The 18,530-nt window shown below is 47.3% G+C and carries 17 protein-coding genes; 8 read left to right on the top strand and 9 right to left on the bottom strand.

The features are described 5' to 3' along the window. Positions 1 to 10: 10 nt before the first annotated feature. The 6 genes from KSZ58_RS13130 to KSZ58_RS13155 are packed head-to-tail and all read right to left on the bottom strand — an operon-like array spanning position 11 to position 4,865. Complete coding sequence (locus tag KSZ58_RS13130; protein WP_008817873.1) at positions 11 to 985, bottom strand: beta-ketoacyl-ACP synthase III; 975 nt, start codon at positions 983 to 985, stop codon at positions 11 to 13. After that, positions 972 to 1,904, bottom strand: a complete 933-nt coding sequence (locus tag KSZ58_RS13135; RefSeq protein ID WP_009270833.1) for an acetyl-CoA carboxylase carboxyltransferase subunit alpha — start codon at positions 1,902 to 1,904, stop codon at positions 972 to 974. Before KSZ58_RS13135 ends, KSZ58_RS13130 begins: the two co-directional genes overlap by 14 nt. Further along, complete coding sequence (accD, locus tag KSZ58_RS13140; RefSeq protein WP_009270834.1) at positions 1,901 to 2,773, bottom strand: acetyl-CoA carboxylase, carboxyltransferase subunit beta; 873 nt, start codon at positions 2,771 to 2,773, stop codon at positions 1,901 to 1,903. Before accD ends, KSZ58_RS13135 begins: the two co-directional genes overlap by 4 nt. Further along, a complete protein-coding gene (accC, locus tag KSZ58_RS13145) occupies positions 2,757 to 4,124 on the bottom strand; it encodes an acetyl-CoA carboxylase biotin carboxylase subunit (protein ID WP_009270835.1) in 1,368 nt (455 codons plus the stop codon). Before accC ends, accD begins: the two co-directional genes overlap by 17 nt. After that, entirely contained in the window at positions 4,121 to 4,585 is a 465-nt protein-coding gene (gene accB / locus KSZ58_RS13150; RefSeq protein ID WP_008817877.1) for an acetyl-CoA carboxylase biotin carboxyl carrier protein, read from the bottom strand. The genes accC and accB overlap by 4 nt, the downstream gene beginning before the upstream one ends. Before the next feature lie 55 nt (positions 4,586 to 4,640). Then, the gene (locus KSZ58_RS13155) at positions 4,641 to 4,865 is read right to left on the bottom strand and encodes an acyl carrier protein (protein WP_008817878.1); all 225 of its coding nucleotides are present in this window, start codon (positions 4,863 to 4,865) and stop codon (positions 4,641 to 4,643) included. A 517-nt stretch (positions 4,866 to 5,382) separates the two neighbouring features. Between KSZ58_RS13155 and asrA the strand changes: the two genes are divergently transcribed. From asrA to hflX, 5 genes are all read left to right on the top strand, one after another. Then, complete coding sequence (gene asrA, locus KSZ58_RS13160) at positions 5,383 to 6,420, top strand: anaerobic sulfite reductase subunit AsrA (RefSeq protein WP_008817879.1); 1,038 nt, start codon at positions 5,383 to 5,385, stop codon at positions 6,418 to 6,420. A 1-nt stretch (position 6,421) separates the two neighbouring features. Next, positions 6,422 to 7,222, top strand: a complete 801-nt coding sequence (gene asrB, locus KSZ58_RS13165) for an anaerobic sulfite reductase subunit AsrB (protein WP_009270836.1) — start codon at positions 6,422 to 6,424, stop codon at positions 7,220 to 7,222. 12 nt (positions 7,223 to 7,234) lie between these two features. Beyond that, positions 7,235 to 8,239, top strand: coding sequence for a sulfite reductase subunit C (gene asrC, locus KSZ58_RS13170; RefSeq protein ID WP_009270837.1), 1,005 nt, complete (start codon positions 7,235 to 7,237; stop codon positions 8,237 to 8,239). A gap of 180 nt (positions 8,240 to 8,419) precedes the next feature. After that, positions 8,420 to 8,788, top strand: a complete 369-nt coding sequence (locus KSZ58_RS13175; RefSeq protein WP_002609671.1) for a hypothetical protein — start codon at positions 8,420 to 8,422, stop codon at positions 8,786 to 8,788. A 257-nt stretch (positions 8,789 to 9,045) separates the two neighbouring features. Next, on the top strand, positions 9,046 to 10,299 hold the full coding sequence (gene hflX / locus KSZ58_RS13180) for a GTPase HflX (RefSeq protein ID WP_021419917.1): 1,254 nt from the start codon (positions 9,046 to 9,048) through the stop codon (positions 10,297 to 10,299). A gap of 211 nt (positions 10,300 to 10,510) precedes the next feature. On the opposite strand, the gene KSZ58_RS13185 is transcribed toward hflX, so the two are convergent. Then, complete coding sequence (locus tag KSZ58_RS13185; RefSeq protein WP_008817884.1) at positions 10,511 to 11,728, bottom strand: iron-containing alcohol dehydrogenase; 1,218 nt, start codon at positions 11,726 to 11,728, stop codon at positions 10,511 to 10,513. 343 nt (positions 11,729 to 12,071) lie between these two features. Further along, a complete protein-coding gene (locus KSZ58_RS13190) occupies positions 12,072 to 13,601 on the bottom strand; it encodes a bifunctional ADP-dependent NAD(P)H-hydrate dehydratase/NAD(P)H-hydrate epimerase (protein ID WP_008817885.1) in 1,530 nt (509 codons plus the stop codon). A gap of 200 nt (positions 13,602 to 13,801) precedes the next feature. Between KSZ58_RS13190 and coaBC the strand changes: the two genes are divergently transcribed. Further along, the gene (gene coaBC, locus KSZ58_RS13195) at positions 13,802 to 15,004 is read left to right on the top strand and encodes a bifunctional phosphopantothenoylcysteine decarboxylase/phosphopantothenate--cysteine ligase CoaBC (protein ID WP_009270840.1); all 1,203 of its coding nucleotides are present in this window, start codon (positions 13,802 to 13,804) and stop codon (positions 15,002 to 15,004) included. Beyond that, the gene (locus KSZ58_RS13200) at positions 15,004 to 15,783 is read left to right on the top strand and encodes a type III pantothenate kinase (RefSeq protein ID WP_002609663.1); all 780 of its coding nucleotides are present in this window, start codon (positions 15,004 to 15,006) and stop codon (positions 15,781 to 15,783) included. The genes coaBC and KSZ58_RS13200 overlap by 1 nt, the downstream gene beginning before the upstream one ends. Positions 15,784 to 16,047: 264 nt before the next feature. Here the strand turns inward: KSZ58_RS13200 and KSZ58_RS13205 are convergent, their stop codons facing one another. Beyond that, positions 16,048 to 16,509: a GNAT family N-acetyltransferase gene (locus tag KSZ58_RS13205; protein ID WP_009270841.1), complete on the bottom strand. Its 462-nt coding sequence runs from the start codon at positions 16,507 to 16,509 to the stop codon at positions 16,048 to 16,050. A 170-nt stretch (positions 16,510 to 16,679) separates the two neighbouring features. Between KSZ58_RS13205 and KSZ58_RS13210 the strand changes: the two genes are divergently transcribed. Further along, a complete protein-coding gene (locus KSZ58_RS13210; protein WP_008817888.1) occupies positions 16,680 to 18,326 on the top strand; it encodes an AAA family ATPase in 1,647 nt (548 codons plus the stop codon). The last annotated feature ends 204 nt before the right edge of the window (positions 18,327 to 18,530 follow it).

Consider the following 18,530-nt stretch of genomic DNA (forward strand, 5'->3'; position numbering starts at 1 on the left):
ACAGCTCTCCTTACAGTTCGATATAGCAGCCGGCCCAGGTAAAGCCTGCACCAAATCCGCTCAGAACGATTTTCATACCCGGCTGCAGCAAGCCCTTCTCACTCATTTCTCCCAGAGCGAGCGGAATGCTTGCGGCCGAGGTGTTTCCATATTCCTCTATATTGATATACACATGCTCTTTGTCGATGTGCATGCGTTTGCATACGTTGTTGATGATTCTCACATTTGCCTGATGCGGTACGATCCAGTCGATATCCTCAATGCGTTCCCCTGCCTGTTTCAGTACATCCTCAATGGCCTCCTGCATGGCTTTCACCGCAAAGCGAAAGGTCGCATTTCCTTCCATGCAGACCACGGAGGGCTGATAGGGCTGTTCTGAGAACAAGGGTCTTGGTTTGGGGGCATCACTGTGAATCACACCGGCGGCATCTCCCATACTCCCTGCAAAATGCAGCATACGCTTATTCGTATCCTCCTGCTTCACGATGGCAGCTCCGGCTCCATCCGCAAAAATGATACAGGTGGAGCGATCGTTCCAGTCCAGCTGCTTGGAAATGACCTCGGCACCGATGATAAGGGCACACGTCACCTGTCCTGCCGCAAGCATGGCATGGGCACTCTGCAATGCGTACAGAAAGCCGCTGCATGCCGCATTCAGATCAAACGCCATCATATGCTGTTTGTTCAGACCCAGCTTTTCCTGAATCAGACACGCCGTGGAAGGGGTTGTCTGATCCGGTGTGAAGGTTGCTGTGATGATCAGGTCAATCTCTTTAGGATCAATGCCGGATTTGTCGATTGCCATACGGGCCGCACGTGCACCAAGATCACTCGTATTCTCTTCTTCCGAAATATATCTGGCACGGATTCCCGTTCTGCTGGATATCCATTCGTCATTCGTATCGACAAAGGTGCTCAGATCCTCATTGGTAACGCGGCGTTTTGCCAGCGCATAGCCCAGTCCCTTGATGCTACAGCTCTTCATAATTTGCCCCCATCACTCGATATTTTTCATACCGCTTTGCCAGCAGTACCTTTTCCTTTTTCTTGCACAAATCATCCAGAACATTTTCCAGCTGCTCCCGCAGATGCTCGACTACATAGTCAAAGCAGATATGCGCGCCGCCCTTTGGTTCCGCGATAATCGTATCAATGATACCCTTGCGCTTTAAATCCGCTGCCGTAAGCTCCATCACACCGGCCGCCTCTGCCGCTCTGGATTCATCCTTCCACAGAATGCTCGCAAAGCCCTCCGGGGAGAGAATGGAATAGATGGCATGCTCCAGCATCATGATGTGATCCGCAACCGAAAAGGCAAGTGCACCACCGCTGCCGCCTTCACTTAATACGATGGCAAGCACCGGGGTACGGATTTCTGAGAACACTGCCAGACACTGCGCAATGGCTTCCGCCTGTCCGCGCTCCTCGGCACCCTTTCCCGGGTACGCACCCGCAGTATCGACCAGCGTAATGATGGGACGGTGAAACTTCTCCGCCTGCTTTGCCAGTCGTATTGCCTTGCGATAGCCCTCCGGATGCAGCATTCCGAAGTTGCGCTTCATGTTTTCCTCCAGCGTCTTTCCCTTGCTCTGGGCAAGAACGGTTACACTTCTTCCATGAAAGGTCGCAATGCCGCCCTGACAGGCCGCATCATCTCCATAGCAGCGATCACCATGCAGCTCCATGAAATCCGGAAACAGTGCCCGGATATAGTCTGCAGCCTTTGGACGCTTGGGATGGCGTGCCAGATAAACAGTATCCCAGGCATCCAGCTGCATCATTGCTTCCTCTCGTAAATGATCGATCTGTAAACGCAGCTCATCGGCGTGAGGATCCATGGCATCCAGCTTTGCCAGCTCGGCTTCCAGAACTGCAATGCTGCTTTCTGCTTCCTTTATGCTCATGATGCTCTCCTTTCGTGCAGCTTCAGGATACGCCGCAAGGTATCCCTGCTGTCCTTTCGCTCCACAATCGCATCCACAAAGCCTTTTTCCAGCAGAAACTCCGCCTTCTGAAAGTTGGCCGGCAGCTCCTCCTTGACCGTGGAGGCGATAACACGTTTTCCCGCAAAGCCGATCAGGCAGTCCGGTTCACTTAGAATGATATCCCCCAGCATGGCGAAGCTTGCGCTTACCCCGCCGGTTGTCGGGTGTGTCAGATAGGATATATACAGCAGCCCTGCATCACTGTGCTTCGCAAGTGCCGCACTTGTTTTTGCCATCTGGACAAGAGAGAGGATTCCCTCCTGCATACGCGCTCCGCCGCTTGTCGTAAAAATCAGCAGCGGCAGCTTTTTCTTCGTCGCATATTCGATGCAGCGGGTAATCTTCTCTCCGACGATCTGTCCCATACTGCCCATAAAGAAATTGCTGTCCATCACGGCGATCGCACACGGAAAGCCGCCAATGCTCGCTACACCGCAGACAACCGCTTCCTGCAGACCTGTTTTCCTCTGCAGGCGGGAAAGCTTCTCCTCATAGCCCGGAAAAGCAAGCTGCTCCTTTTTCAGAAAGAGCCTTCGATCCAGCTCGGTAAAGCTGTTTTCATCCACGATCTGGCGCAGGCGTTCCCGTGCGGTCAGCTTCATGTGATGTCCGCAATGGGGACATACATACAGATTGTGCATAAGATCCTCAAACAGGATACTCTCCTTGCACTGCGGACAGCTTTTATACAGATTATCCGGAGCCTCCAGCGGTTCTCTTACCGGCAGAGTACGGCGTTTTTTAAACAGGTCCAGACGGTTCTTTCGTACCTTAAATAATTGTTCCATCCTCTTTCAGCTCCTTTATAAATGATTCCATAAAGCCGGTATCGTAGCGGCCGCCGACAAATGTCGGATGATGCAGTAACAGATACTGAAATTCGATATTGGTTTCCACACCCTCGATCAACAGCTCCTCCAGTGCGGAGCGCATCCGCTTGATGCATTCCAGACGGGTATCCGCATAGGTGATGATTTTGGCAATCATGGAATCATAATATGGCGGTATTTTATAATCGTTGTATACCGCACTCTCAATGCGCACACGGCGTCCCAGCGGAAAGTTGATAAAGCTCACCTGTCCCGGACTGGGCGCAAAATTATATTTGATATTCTCCGCATTGATACGGCATTCGATGGCATGACCACGGCAGACGATATCCTCCTGCCTACAGGCAAGCTTATGACCATCCGCAATGCGAATCTGCTGCTTGATCAGGTCGATGCCGCATATTTCCTCGGAAATGGTATGCTCCACCTGGATCCGTGTATTCATTTCCATGAAATAGTATTCTCCACGGGCATCCAGCAGAAACTCAATCGTTCCCACACTGTCATAGCCGACACTTTCTGCGGCACGCACGGCATCACGAAGCAGATGTTCACGTACATCTTCCTCTAATATATGGCAGGGCGCCTCCTCCAGCAGCTTCTGATTGCGTCGCTGACAGGAGCAGTCACGCTCATACAGATGCACGACATTCCCGTGCTTATCCGCCATCAGCTGCACCTCGACATGCTTCGGCTCAACGATGAATTTTTCCATATAGACGGCGTCATCCCCAAAATTTGCACGGGCCTCCGCTTTCGCCGTATCAAAGGCATCCGCAAGCTCCTCGGCACAATCCGCACGGCGCATTCCGCGTCCGCCTCCTCCGCTGCTTGCCTTGATCAGCACCGGATATCCGATTTTCTCTGCCATGGCTGCGGCATCCTGTACGGTTTCCAACAGATCCTTACTGCCGGGAATGACCGGTACCCCGGCCTCCATCATGCAGCGGCGGGCATTGTTCTTATCTCCCATCTGCTCAATCACATCCGGATTGGGACCGACGAAAATCAGACCACACTGCAGCACCAGTCGGGCGAACTTCGCATTCTCACTCAGAAAGCCAAAGCCCGGATGAATCGCATCACAGGCTGTCATACAGGCTGCGCTTAGGATATTCTTCATATTCAGATAGCTGTCATTGGCTCTTGGACCGCCGATGCATACGGCATAATCCGCAAGCTGAACATGCAGCGCCTCTTTATCGGCAGTGGAATACACCGCAACTGTTTCAATATTCATTTCCTTGCAGGTACGGATGATTCTAACCGCGATTTCTCCACGGTTCGCAATGAGAAGTCGGCGGATCATGCGGCCTCACCGATGCGGATCAGCTCCTGATCAAATTCCACCATCGCTTCATTGGTTATCAGAATCTCCTGTACGATACCGTCCACCGGGGAAGGAATTTCATTCATGACCTTCATGGCTTCGATAATACACAGGACATCCCCCTTTTTCACCTGCTGGCCGATTTCCACAAACGGCGTTCCTCCCTGGGAGCGGGCATTGTAATAGGTGCCGACAAGCGGCGCCTTCACCCAGGTCCCCGCTGCCTTCTTCACTTCCACTGCAGGAAGCGGTGCAGTCTGTGGTGCTGCTGTCACAGGGGGAAGCGGTTCCGTTATCACCGGTTCCATATGCACAGCCCTGCTGTCCGCAGCTGCCCCCTTCTCCATTTTTATTTTCATGTCATCCACTTCCAGCTCCATTTTGTGAAGTCCGCTTTCCTCGAAAACGCGGATGATGTCTTGGATCTTATCTGTATTCATGTACTTACCTCCTACGGATTTTAAAAAAGCCAAGGTATCTTGGCTTTTCTCTTGTTTACGCTTTGCTTTCCAGCAGGCTTACGATATCTGCTACGGTAACCAGCTTTGCCAGCTCTTCATCCTCAATGCGTACATCAAATTCTGTTTCCAGCTCCAGAGAAAGCTCCACGGCTGCCAGGGAATCAATTCCCAGATCATCCTTCAGGTTTGCTTCCAGTTTAATCATATCTTCGTCGACGTTGATGGCCTCCATCAGTACTTCTTTTACTTTTTCAAACATACTTGTTCCTCCTGTGCAAATTCACTTTGACTGCTACCAGAATAACACTACTGGTAAAGAATGTCAACTATTTTAGTTTTAGATACTAGATTTAAAAGTAAATAATAACCCTAGTATTGATTACTAGGACGATATAATTCGATAATTTTGACGATATGAATCCCAAATACGCAATATGCTTTGAAATTCAAATGGAATTATAGTACTTTGATTGTCAAAAGTAAATAGTTTGAACTTCAAATGTGTATTTTCACATATTTCCCCATAATTAAGAAGACGGTATCTGCCCTGCGCTGCATTTTCATGCACTTCTCCTGCACATACACGGAGAAAGCAGCACCATCCGTCCGACATTACCTGTATTTATAGAGATATTAGGATTGCTTATACATTTGTGAACATATTCACTTCGCCAGGGAAAGGGATTACAATATCTTTAGTACCGGTATGCATGACATGCTCTGTCCATGCATATGGTGGTTGTAAACATAGAGGAAGCACGTGAGGAGGACGACATATGTCATTTCAACTAACACTCGAGGAAGTGAATCAGGTATTCGACACACTTCGGCAAAGCTATCGGATTTATGCTCCCAAGCGACTGAAAAATGCGGGGCGCTACTGCAATACCGATCTCATCCGCTATCAGGAAATCCGCAGTATGGAGGAAATCGAATGGGAACAGCGCAGTGACTATTCCCCGAAGGAGGTTTTCTACCCGATCAACCAGACGCTCTTTCATTTCACAGAGCATTATTTTCTGGAAAGTCAGGCAGATGAAAAGGACCTGCTGATATTTGCACGAAGCTGTGATATTCACGGCATCAAGCGGCTGGATAAGATATTTCTGGAAAACGGGCCGCAGCCGGATTCCTATTATAAACGAATGCGGGACAAGGTGCATTTCATCCTGATGGAATGTCCGGAAAACGGCTGGGAATCCTGTGCCTGCTGTTCCATGGGAACAAATGTCACAGACGAATATGACCTTGCCATGCGTCCGCTGAAGGATGAGGGACGCGTACTGGTGGAATGTCGCAGCGAACAGCTTGCGCGTCTGTTTTCAGCATTTGAACATGCAGAATTTCAGCCGAAATTTGTCAGGGAAAACAAAACGACCATACAGGTGCCGGATATCCGTGAGGATATGGTAGACTCCATCCGTACACTGGATATGTGGAAGGACTATCAGAGCCGCTGTATCGGCTGCGGTGCCTGCAATTCTGTCTGCATCACCTGTTCCTGCTTCAACACGGTGGATACGCCCTATACGGAAAACGGAAAGAGCGGAGAACGCCGCCGGACATGGACCGGCTGTATGAACGATGATTTCACGACGGTAAACGGCGGTCATGCCTTCCGGGATGAGTATAAGGACCGTATGCGCTTTAAAACCATGCACAAGGTATATGATTTCAAAAAACGCTTTGCCACGGACTATCAGATGTGTGTAGGCTGCGGCCGCTGCGATGATATCTGTCCGTCCTATATATCCTTTACGCACATCATCCAGCGTCTTCATGACGAGGTAGAACACATGAAGGAGGAGAAATGATATGAACAACCCATGGCTGCCGCAGAAGCACCGCATCCTGAATATCATAGAGGAAACCGATCTGGAATCCACCTTTGTTGTCGAATTCAGGGATCCGCAGATTCGGCATGGACAGTTTTTCCAGCTTTCTCTGCCGAAGATCGGAGAAGCTCCGATTTCCGTATCCAGCTTTACCGATTCCACCGTGGAATTTACGATTCGCAGAGTCGGCACACTGACCAATGTCCTGTTTGATCTTCACGCAGAGGATGATATCTATATCCGCGGTCCCTATGGCAACGGCTTCCCGCTGGAGGAATTCAAGGGAAAACACATTGCTGTTATCGCCGGAGGTACCGGCGTGTCCCCGGTGCGCAGTACCCTGCATCATTATCTGAACAATCCGCAGGACTGCAGAGATGTTTATGTCATCGCAGGCTTTCGGGATGCACAGCACGTTCTGTTTGAAAACGACCTGCGCCAATGGCGGCAGGCGAAGCATTTCCATACAACGCTGACACTCGATCACGGAGAACGCGAAGGCTTTCAGGAAGGCTTTGCGATGAATTATGTTAAGGATATCCCGTTTCAGGATTTTGGGGAGGAATATGCCGTTATCATTGTCGGCCCTCCCGTCATGATGAAATTCACCGCACAGGAATGTATGAAATACGGCGTGACAGAGGACCATATCTATGTTTCCTTTGAGCGGAAGATGTCCTGCGCCCTTGGAAAATGCGGACACTGTAAAATCAATGAAACGTATGTTTGTCTGGAAGGCCCTGTCTTTCCGTATACCAAAGCCAAAGGGCTTGTGGATTAGGAGGTGAACGATATGTCACAGGATATGAATATCAACGCCCTTCGTACCAACTGCTTCCGTCAGTCCAAGGTCAAGGGTGAATACATGCTGCAGATGCGTGTTCCCGGCGGTCTGATACAGGCAAAGTATCTGAGCTTCGTCGAGCATCTGGCAGAAGCATACGGAGACGGCACCTTTCATTTTGGTTCCCGCCAGTGTTTTGCCATCCCCGGCATCAAATATGAGAATATCGATGCTGTCAATAAAGAGCTGAAGGACTATCTGGAGGATGTTGAAATCGCCCAGTGCGGTGTGAAAATGGAAACCGATGCCGGCTTTCCGACCATCGGTGCCCGCAATGTCATGGCCTGTATCGGCGGTATCCACTGTATCAAGGCGAATATCAATACACAGGATATGGCAAAAAAGATTGAACAGGAGGTATTCCCGAGTCATTATCATATCAAGGCTGCGGTTGCCGGCTGTCCGAATGACTGCGCCAAGGGACACTTCAATGATTTTGGAATCATCGGTCTGACAAAGCCGACATATCACAGCGATCTGTGTATCGGCTGCGGCTCCTGCGTAAAGGCCTGCGAATTCCATGCGACAAGAGTGCTCAGTCTGAAAAACGGTAAAATTGAAAAGGATACCTGCTGCTGTGTCGGCTGCGGAGAATGTACGCTGGTATGTCCGACCAATGCCATGCAGCGAAGCCCGAAGCCGTTTTATCGAATTCTGATTGGCGGCCGTACCGGAAAGCAGTACCCGCGAATGGGAAAGACCTTTGCGGATTTCCTGAGTGAGGATGCCGTTCTGGCAATCCTGCGCAACTGGCAGGATTTCTCCGCCGAGGTGCTGAAGGGACAGCCGCGCTATCTGCATGGCGGTCATCTGATTGACATGGCGGGCTATGAAACGTTCAAGGAGCTGATGCTGAAGGAAGTCAAGCTGAATCCCGAGGCAAGAATTGCGGAAAATCTCTATTTCGCAGAAACAGAATATCGGGGAAGAATTCACGTCAAGCCTGTGAAATAATTTTGAGCCTTCCATGATATTCCCTACCTGAAGCATGTTCCCTGTATAGCGATACATCCGGGTATTACTGCCCGGATTTCTTCATTCTGCACACTTTTCTTATTTTTCTTATAATCCATATACTTTTTATACAACATATGATATACTAAAGATAGAAAAGGCAGGAAGGAGGAGCATTTCATGAAACGATCTGATTTCTTCACAATGGAAAACGGAATTCTGCATATCACATCCAACGCTCATACGTATCCCCTATCTACACTGATCAGAACAGAGCTGCTGCTCAGACCACTCAGTCACAATAATCTCAATACCATACTAAACGGCACGCTGTTCAGCGGAAACGGCTATGAGCCCTTAAACATCTATCTTCGTCTGCAGTTTCAGGATGGGACAAACGAGGACATGCTGTTAACACCAAAGCCTGTCATTCGCCATAATCTGGATTATTATGAGATTGTACGGCGCGGACGCAAGCTGCAGGAAATACTGAATTACTGGCTTCGGGAGATAGAAGCCACAGGAAAACCTGCGGCACAGCCGCTTTAGGCTTTCTTATTCCGGAATACAATCGCTTATATAAGCAGATTGTAAAAGAGCGGATGCCTGCAGGCATCCGTTTTTTACCGTATACACCTTCCTGCAGTCAGCGTGCAGACAGCACATCATAGCATTTTTTTCCTTTCCTGATAACGCCTGCGTATAAACGAAATCCGCATACTTTTACAGGATTGATTCGCAAATCCGAATTCTTTTCATAAACTGCAGGAAAACATGCTACAATAAGATACTAGAGGAGTGATGTCATGCAGCAGGTTATCATCGTTCTGGCGGATACCACAGAACAAGCAGAGAAAAACGAGGAATTTATTGAGCTGGTACAGGCAGCCGATATGGAAATAAAGGAAACCTTTACACAGAATCTGAAAAGCATTACGCTGAGAACCTATATCGGTACCGGTAAATGTGAGGAAATTCATGCATACCTGCAGGAGCAGGAAATACAACGCGTTGTGTTTAACCACGATCTGAGTCCCTTGCAAATCCGCAATCTGGAGGAAATCCTACAGACGCCGGTCATGGACCGTACAGAGCTCATTCTCGCCATTTTTGAAAGCCGGGCAGTCACACGTACCGCAAGACTGCAAATTGAGTGCGCACAGCTGAAGAAGCTGCTTCCCCGTCTGATCGGTGCCAATACACAGCTGGGAAGACAAAGCGGCAGCGGAAAAAACAAGGGTGCCGGAGAAAAGCAGCTGGAGCTGGATCGAAGAAGAATCAATGCACGGATTCAGGAGCTGCAAAGAGAGCTGAAGAAAATAGAGGCACAGCGCTTCAATCAGCGGCGGGCAAGACAGAAATCCATGCTGCCGCTCGTATCGCTGGTCGGCTATACAAATGCCGGAAAAAGTACCATCATGAATATGCTGCTGGAGCACAGCAGTCCCTATGAGGAGGATAAAAAGGTGCTGGAAAAGGATATGCTGTTTGCCACTCTGGACACCAGTATCCGCCATATCGATCTGCCGGATGGAAAATCCTTTCTGTTATCCGACACCGTCGGCTTTGTTTCCGATCTCCCTCATGATCTGGTGGAAGCCTTCCATTCCACACTGGAGGAGGTGCAGTATGCTTCCCTTCTGGTTCAGGTCGTAGATGTATCCAGTGAGGAATATGCAAGACAGATGGAGATCACACAGGAAACGCTGCAGCAGATCAAGGCTGCTGACATCCCGATGATTACCGTCTATAATAAGTGCGATCAAAGCGGATATCAATATCCGCAGGTGCATGCGCATGATCTGTATATGAGTGCCAAAGAAAAAGCCGGTCTGCAGGAATTACTGGACTTGATCCACAGTCACCTGTATCCGGATGAAAAGCATGTGGAGCTGCATATTCCCTACCAGCAGACCGGTATCTATTCCCTGCTGATGAAGCATGCACATGTCATCAGCCGCAGAGATGAGGAAGATGGTATTCATCTGGATGCAGTGCTATCGGATACGCTGTATCAAAAATACCGCAACTATGTCATCTGCCTGAAAGAAGAAGGATGACAACGCTGTATCCAGCATGAATTGCTTTTATGCCCATCGGTTTACAGGATGAGAAAACTGGAGAATCAAAAAAACACGCAGCCTTTCTGATGCGCAATCTTACAGTATGAAGGCTGACAGCTGATCCAGGACAAAAGCGGATAATCGGTTTACACCGGCTATCCGCTCTTTTTATATGCTATAAATTCATTATCTCTTTTCAATTCCTGTACTAGAAGTCCACCTCTGTATCATAATAGCAGCACTTCAGAAGCTTGACCATTTCCTCCTGACTTGGCTGCCGCGGGTTGCTGCCCGTGCAGGCATCCAGAATGGCATTTGCCGCAATATCCTCAACGCGTGCCAGGAATACGTCTTCACTGACAAAGCCCTCTTCAGCAGGTAATCCATCTTTTCCATAATGTGCGATACAGTGCGGGATATGCAGCGCATCACTCATTTCACGCAGGTAGGCAATCAACAGATCCACCTTTTCCTCATCACTGGAGCCGCCCAGATGCATATAGTCCGCAATCACACCATAGCGCTTTCTGGCTGTTTCATCCTTTGCATTGAATTTGATGACCTTTGGCAGATACATTGCATTTGCCGCACCGTGAATGATGTGTGCGCCCTGATCTGCGAACACTGCCCCTGTTTTATGTGCCATGGAATGAACGATTCCCAGAAGTGCGTTGGAGAAAGCCTGTCCAGCCAGACACTGTGCATCATGCATCGCCGCACGGGAATCCATATCCCCGTTATAGGATTTTACCAGATGCTCCTTGATCATTTCAATCGCATGAATTGCCAGCGGATCGGTAAAGTTGCTGTTGGCTGTGGAAACATAGGCCTCCACGGCATGTGTCATGGCATCCATACCCGTATGTGCGACCAGCTTGATCGGCATCGTCGTTACCAGATCCGGATCGACGATTGCTACATCCGGTGTAATCTCAAAATCCGCAATCGGATATTTAATACCCTTTTGATAATCTGTGATGATGGAGAATGCGGTAACCTCTGTTGCCGTACCGGATGTAGATGAAATTGCACAGAACTGTGCTTTTCTGCGAAGCTTCGGTATACCGAACACCTTGCACATATCCTCAAATGTAATTTCCGGATACTCGTATTTGATCCACATCGCTTTTGCCGCATCGATCGGTGATCCTCCACCCATCGCAACGATCCAGTCCGGTTCAAATGCAAGCATTTCATCCGCTCCGCGCATAACGGTTTCCACTGACGGATCGGATTCGATGCCTTCAAATAAGCGAACCTCCATACCGGCTTCCTTCAAATACGCAACGGCACGATCAAGAAAACCTCCGCGGCGCATGGAACCTCCGCCGACACAAACGATTGCCTTCTTACCTTCCAGTGTCTTCAAAGCCTCCAAAGCACCTTTTCCATGATACATATCTCTTGGCAATGTAAATCTCTGCATGTCTGTTTTCCTCCTTATAGGGCTTACAAAACCCTTTCTATAGTTACATTCTACGCCTAAACCTATCGAAAAACAACCACTTTGTGTATATTTTCACAAGAAATTCATTCTTTCATAAACAGGAGCCGGATCAGAGCGAATATAAAAAAGAGACACCCGCATCGATGCAATGATCGGGTAGCTCTTTCTGACCTTCCAAATAGATTAGGTTATACATAATCCCATCCTTATTCGTGGTATCCTTTGACACATCAACATTATCCCTGCGGCTGACATATGCTGTCTGTTGGATAGGAAAAAAACAGTCACTGTAATGTAAATCGTCTTTCAAAGAAAAGCAGTATCACCTTTTCAGCTTCCCGTAGGTATCGGAAAGCACCGCAATCAGATCACCCGGCTGTATGCTGTAGGCATCCATTCTCTGTATGAGCTCATCTGCCGCGCAGGCATGGACATATACAGCGGCTGCAGCTGCCTGCAGCGCCTCTTTTCCCTGTGCATACAGTCCTGTCAGAATACCGCACAGCACATCCCCGCTGCCCCCCTTGGCAAGTGCATGATTGCCGGCCGTATTCATATACATATCGTCTTTCCTGCAGATGATCGTATGCTGATCCTTTAATACGAGCACGGTATTCTCATACCGCTTCACAAATTCCATGGCACACTTCAGAGGGTCCTTCAGCACTTCCTTCACACTGCAGCCACACAGATAGCTCATTTCCTTCGGGTGCGGTGTCAGGATCGTAACCGCTGGACGATGCAGCAGCTCGATCAGCTTCCCTGCCTCATACAGGGCATCCCCATCCAGCAGACAGGGACGATCACTTTCCAGCACAGCACGAACCATCGCCTGTGTCACCTCACCCCGTCCCATACCGTTTCCAATGGTGATCATATCATATGCATCCAGATTGCGCTTCAACAAATCAACGGAAATCATAGAAAAGCTTCCATTCATTGACGGAGCCGGCAGCAGCATGCTCTCCTCCAGCTTCATGGAAATAATCTCAGAGATGCAATCCGGCAGAAACAGCGTCAGCGTCCCTGTCCCACTCTGCAGCGCAGCCTTCGCCGCAAGCGTTATTGCCCCGTGCATATAGGAGCTGCCTCCAACCATCATCACCCTGCCAAAGCTTCCCTTGTGGGAATGTGCATCCCGCTTTGGAAGAAATGCCCGCACAGTATCCTCATCCAGCAAATGAATGCTGTGTTCGATATTGGCTTTCACAGCTTTGGGAAGCGTTATATTTTTAACGATGATATCCTTGCAATAGCTGCTGCCCGGATACAGCAGCTGTCCCCTTTTCAGACATTCAAAGGTGATGGTTACATCACTTTGTACGGCACAGTTCATAATGCTGCCGGTATCCCCGTTAACTCCACTGGCAATATCGATACTGATGACATGCTTATTCAACAGATTCAGATACAGAATCAAAACATCATAGAAGCCTTCAATATTGCGTGACAGTCCCGTTCCAAACAACGCATCGACAACTACCTGTGCCTCATCCAGTGCCGGCTTGATCATCTCCATGTCCTGCGTCCTCATGATTTCTATACCATAGCTTTCCGCAATTCTGGCATACACAGCCTCATCATGACTCATACGGTCATAAGGAACACTGCAGTGGATACGGACATGTGAATAGCCCTCCTCCACCATGAGACGTGCAAGGGCAAAGCCATCCCCGCCATTATTTCCCGGACCGCACAGGATCATGATTCGGCTGTCCTTTGCGACATGCTCGCGGATATAGTCCATAACCGCCATCGCTGCATGCTCCATCAATATGATACCGGGAATGCCGTATTCATGAATCGCCTCCGCATCCATTTTCCGCATATCCTCTGTATTTACGATTTCCATAAGCTCCCTCCTCACGCTTTCGTTACCTATATTATAATAGCAATCAAAAAAAATTGCATGGAAATTATAAAAGGAAGTGTAAATATAAAGGAATGTTTCATTTGTGAATTTTTTATCTTTTTTCGCTTTGAAACAGTTGTGATGCGGAGAATGTTGCGTTATAATAGTAAACGACTTATAAAGAACCTGTGAGGGATACTATGAAAAAAACAGTTGTATTGGGAGTCAGCGGAGGTATTGCGGCCTTCAAGGCGGCACAGCTGACCAGCAATCTGATCAAGAAAGGGTATGATGTGGAAGTCATTATGACACAGAATGCCACGGAATTCATCACCCCCTTGACCTTTGAATCACTAACAAAGCACAATGTGATGGTTTCCACCTTTGAAAAGGTGGCGGATCGCAGTGTTAAACATATTTCCATTGCACATCGTGCGGATATCTTTGTCCTTGTACCGGCAACCGCAAATGTTATTGCCAAAATTGTTCACGGCCTTGCGGACGACATGCTCACAACGACCTTTCTGGCAGCTGACTGCCCTAAGGTGATCTGCCCTGCAATGAATACCGGCATGTATGAAAATCCAGTCACACAAAAAAATCTGGAAGCCGCAAAAGCACTCGGCTATGAGCTGGTGGAACCGGAGGTTGGATATCTTGCCTGCGGAGATACCGGAAAAGGAAAGCTTGCGGATATCACACATATCGAGGAATGCATTTGCCGTATTTTGGAAACCACCGGACTTCTCAGGGGAAAGCGTGTACTGGTCACAGCGGGACCAACCCGTGAGGCCCTGGATCCGGTACGCTTTATTTCCAACCATTCCTCCGGGAAGATGGGCTATGAGATTGCCAGAGCAGCCCGTGACATGGGGGCGTATGTAACATTGATCAGCGGTCCTGTCCAGCTGAACGTCCCGCATGGAGTTCGCGTCGTGCAGGTTGTCAGTGCACAGGATATGTTTGAAGCGGTACAGCAGGAATATGCAGACTGCGATATCATTATCAAGGCTGCCGCTGTCGGTGATTACCGCGCACAGAAAACAGAAGAAAACAAAATAAAAAAACAGGGAGAATTTCTGGAAATCACCTTTGTGAAAAACCCGGACATTCTGGCATGGCTGGGTGAGCACAGAGTATCAAATCAGATTATTTGCGGCTTTGCAATGGAAACCGAGCATTTGCTGGAGCATGCTGCTGAAAAGCTGAATAGAAAAAACTGCGATATGATCGTAGCCAATAACCTGCATGAACAGGGAGCCGGTTTTCAGGGGGATACCAATGTGGTTACTCTGCTTCAGAAAAATCATACAGAAACACTGGATCTGATGAGCAAATATGAGGTAGGCGTTGAGATACTTACACGTCTGGCTGCTCTCAGCAAGGAAAGAGGAGAAGCCTGATGTTAGTAGTCATTGATATAGGAAACACGAATATTACAATCGGAATCTATCACGGGGATAAGCTGATCGGCAATTATCGCCTGACAACCAAAATGAAACGCACAAGCGATGAATACGGGTTTATGGTCATGAACTTTCTAAATGCCTCCAAGGTACAGCCTGCGGATATAAAAGATGTCATCGTATCCAGTGTCGTACCGAAAATCATGCATTCCTTCCTGAATGGAATCCGCAAATATATGCATAAGGAGCCGATTTTGGTAGGTCCCGGAATCAAAACCGGTATCTCTGTAAAGGCTGAAAATCCAAAGGCCGTCGGTGCCGACCGTATCGTGGATGCAGCCGGAGCCTATTATGAATATGGAGGTCCGTGTCTGGTTGTCGATTATGGCACAGCCACCACCTTCGATTATGTGGATGCGAATGGAAATTTCGAATACGGTGTCATCACTCTGGGAATTGAAACCGGAGCACAGGCAATGTGGACACAGGCGGCCAAGCTTCCGGAAATTGAAATCAAAAAACCCGCAAGCATTCTGGCGAAGACAACAACAACAAGCATGCAGGCCGGACTGGTTTACGGCTATATCGGACAAAGTGAATACATTATCAAGGAATTCAAAAAGGCACTGGGCGTTGACATGAAGGTCATCGCTACCGGCGGCCTTGGGAAAATTATATATAAGAATACGGATGAAATTGATATCTATGATCGTAATCTGACCTTCAAGGGTCTGAAATACATTTACGAAAAGTATACTACAGAGAAAAAGAAATAGGTTAATGCAGTAAAAAAGTTTATTCCCTGATTGCGGGTAATTCAAAACATCGAGAATGTGAAATGATTGTTTTAATCCATAGAATTTGAATTCTCCCTTTTGTAAACAACCTAAAACAGGATAGAACCATAAAAAATACGTCTGCTCTTCAAGAAGAGGCTATGACTATCGTGCAGCTTACAACGCCACAAAGTCATACGACGTATTTTTTTATTTGGAAAACCTCCGTATTTACATCCATGTGATGTGTGTTACAGCCTTCCTTTATTTCAAAAGCTTCTTCATATAAATCACATCCTCCATCGGATTGTCATAGTACGGCTCCGTTTCCTGAAAGCCGAGGCCTTTATACAGCCGGATGGCACTTTGTAAGGGCTCGATCGTATCCAGTACCATGCACGAATAGCCATCATCCTTCGCAAGCAAAAGAAGCGTTTCCACCAGCTTCTGTCCGATTCCCTGGCCCTGATAGGACGGTTTTACATACAGCCGTTTCATTTCACAGCATTCCTTTCTCAGGCGATGATACGCTACACAGCCGGAAACACAACCGTCATCCGCAACAGCAGCCAGCAGTCTTCCTTCTGTTCCACTGTATTTGCGTAATAAATCACGCAGTTCTTCCTCCAGCTTTTGAAAGCTTAGATCCCTTCCCAGCATCTGCGTGTATTCCCGAATCAGCTGTTCGACTTCCATCAGACAGGTTGTTCCATCAATCATATTCATAAATTCATCTCCCTGCTAATAACCATATTCTATATTCTGAAAGCATTGTTTCATAACAGTATTGTACTATCTGCATTCCGCATTTTCTACCCTTTCTCAATCTTTTTAGGTTTGTATGCTGTGTCTGCATCTGTGTGGTATAATACAAATAAAGACGAGGAGTTGATTACATGAAACGATTGCCGATAGGCGTGGAAGATTTTAAAAAAATGATCGATAAAAACTTTTATTACATAGATAAAACAGATTTTATTAATGATGTCTTACATGAAGAAGTCGTTTTATATACAAGACCACGCCGGTTTGGTAAGACACTGAATATGAGCACGCTGTACTACTTCTTTTCCATTAAGCAAAAAGAAAACGCTTATCTCTTTAACGGCTTAAATATTATGAAACGGCGTGATGCTGTTGAGCATCTAAACAAATATCCTGTCATCATGATTTCTTTAAAGGAAATGAAGCAAACCACCTTTGAAAAGCAATTGGAAATGTATAGTGTTTTCATACGTGATATCATCCGCAGAAATCAGGAGTTACTGGAAAGTGAACAGATCAATGCGATTGACAAGGAACTGCTGACTGCATATTACATGGGAACAAAGAATGAAGTCAGCCTGCAGACAGCGCTGAAATTCCTTTGCGAGTGTCTTCAGCAGCATTATCATCAAAACGTTATCCTGTTGATTGACGAATACGATGTACCCTTGCAAAGTGCCTATCTGCATGGCTATTATGATCAAATGGTGGAATTTTTAAGAAATGTTTTCAGTGCTGCATTAAAAACAAACGATGCCTTGGAAAAAGGGGTATTAACAGGCTGTCTGAGGATTGCAAAAGAATCAATTTTTACAGGTCTAAACAACTTCAAGGTTAATTCTATTTTCGATGGCGATGAAAACCAGCAATTTGGATTCATGCAGAATGAAATTGATATATTACTTGAGAAATATGATGCTCTGGAGTACAGGTATAACATAAAGGAATGGTACGATGGTTATCAGTTTGGTGGCTGTGATGTGTATAATCCATGGAGTGTCCTGATGTATATGGACCGTTTGACGAACTCCAATAACAAATCACCTGAATCCTTCTGGGCAAATACGAGTGGTAATGATGTGATATATCGTTTCATACAGCAGGGGAATGCGGAAATGAAACAGGATTTTGACATCTTGTCCAGCGGCGGCATGATTGAAAAAACAATCAAACCGGAGCTGACGTATCGGGAACTGGATGATACAGACAATCTATACAGCTTTCTGTTGTTTACCGGCTATCTGAAGGCTATAAGCAAAACGGACACAAACACCTATCAGCTTATGATTCCCAATAAAGAAATACAGTACATCTACACAACCATTTTTGAAGAATGGTTTAAGCAGCAGATCAAGAGCTATCAGGCATCGTTTCTGGAAGCACTTTTGCAGGAGCATGTGGAAGAAGCAAATGAAATTCTGAATACCGTATTATTTCAATCCATGAGCTATTTTGACTATGACGAGAAGTATTATCATGGATTTCTAAACGGCATGCTGCAGGGGAAGGGCAGCTATCGCATTGTTTCCAACCAGGAATCCGGTTTTGGAAGATGCGACCTTGCAGTTCTACCGGCGTATAACAAGAACAGAGGACTGCTGCTTGAATTAAAGGTGGCAAAGCGTGAAGAGGATGTGGAAAAGAGTGCAGAGGTGGCAATACAACAGATCAAAGAAAAGCAGTATATCGAGGGTCTGCACAGAAAGGGCTATACCGACATTCTCGGATACGGCATCGCCTTCTATAAGAAAACCTGTACGATCAAAAGGGTTAAATAAAAACTACTATCTGCTTATTGCAGGAAAACTACACAAACATGTTTAAATTCTCACATTATAAAAAGCTTCTGGTAGAATCCCCATATACCAGAAGCTTTTTTTACCTATACTGAATGTCTGAAAAGGACTGCTGTGTACTGGCGGCACAAAGCGCAGCATAACAGGCTGAATAATCGCATGTATCTCTTCAGCTTCCAGTAACAG

This window comes from Erysipelatoclostridium sp. DFI.2.3, assembly GCF_019132535.1.
GTDB lineage: Bacteria > Bacillota_I > Bacilli_A > Erysipelotrichales > Erysipelotrichaceae > Clostridium_AQ > Clostridium_AQ innocuum.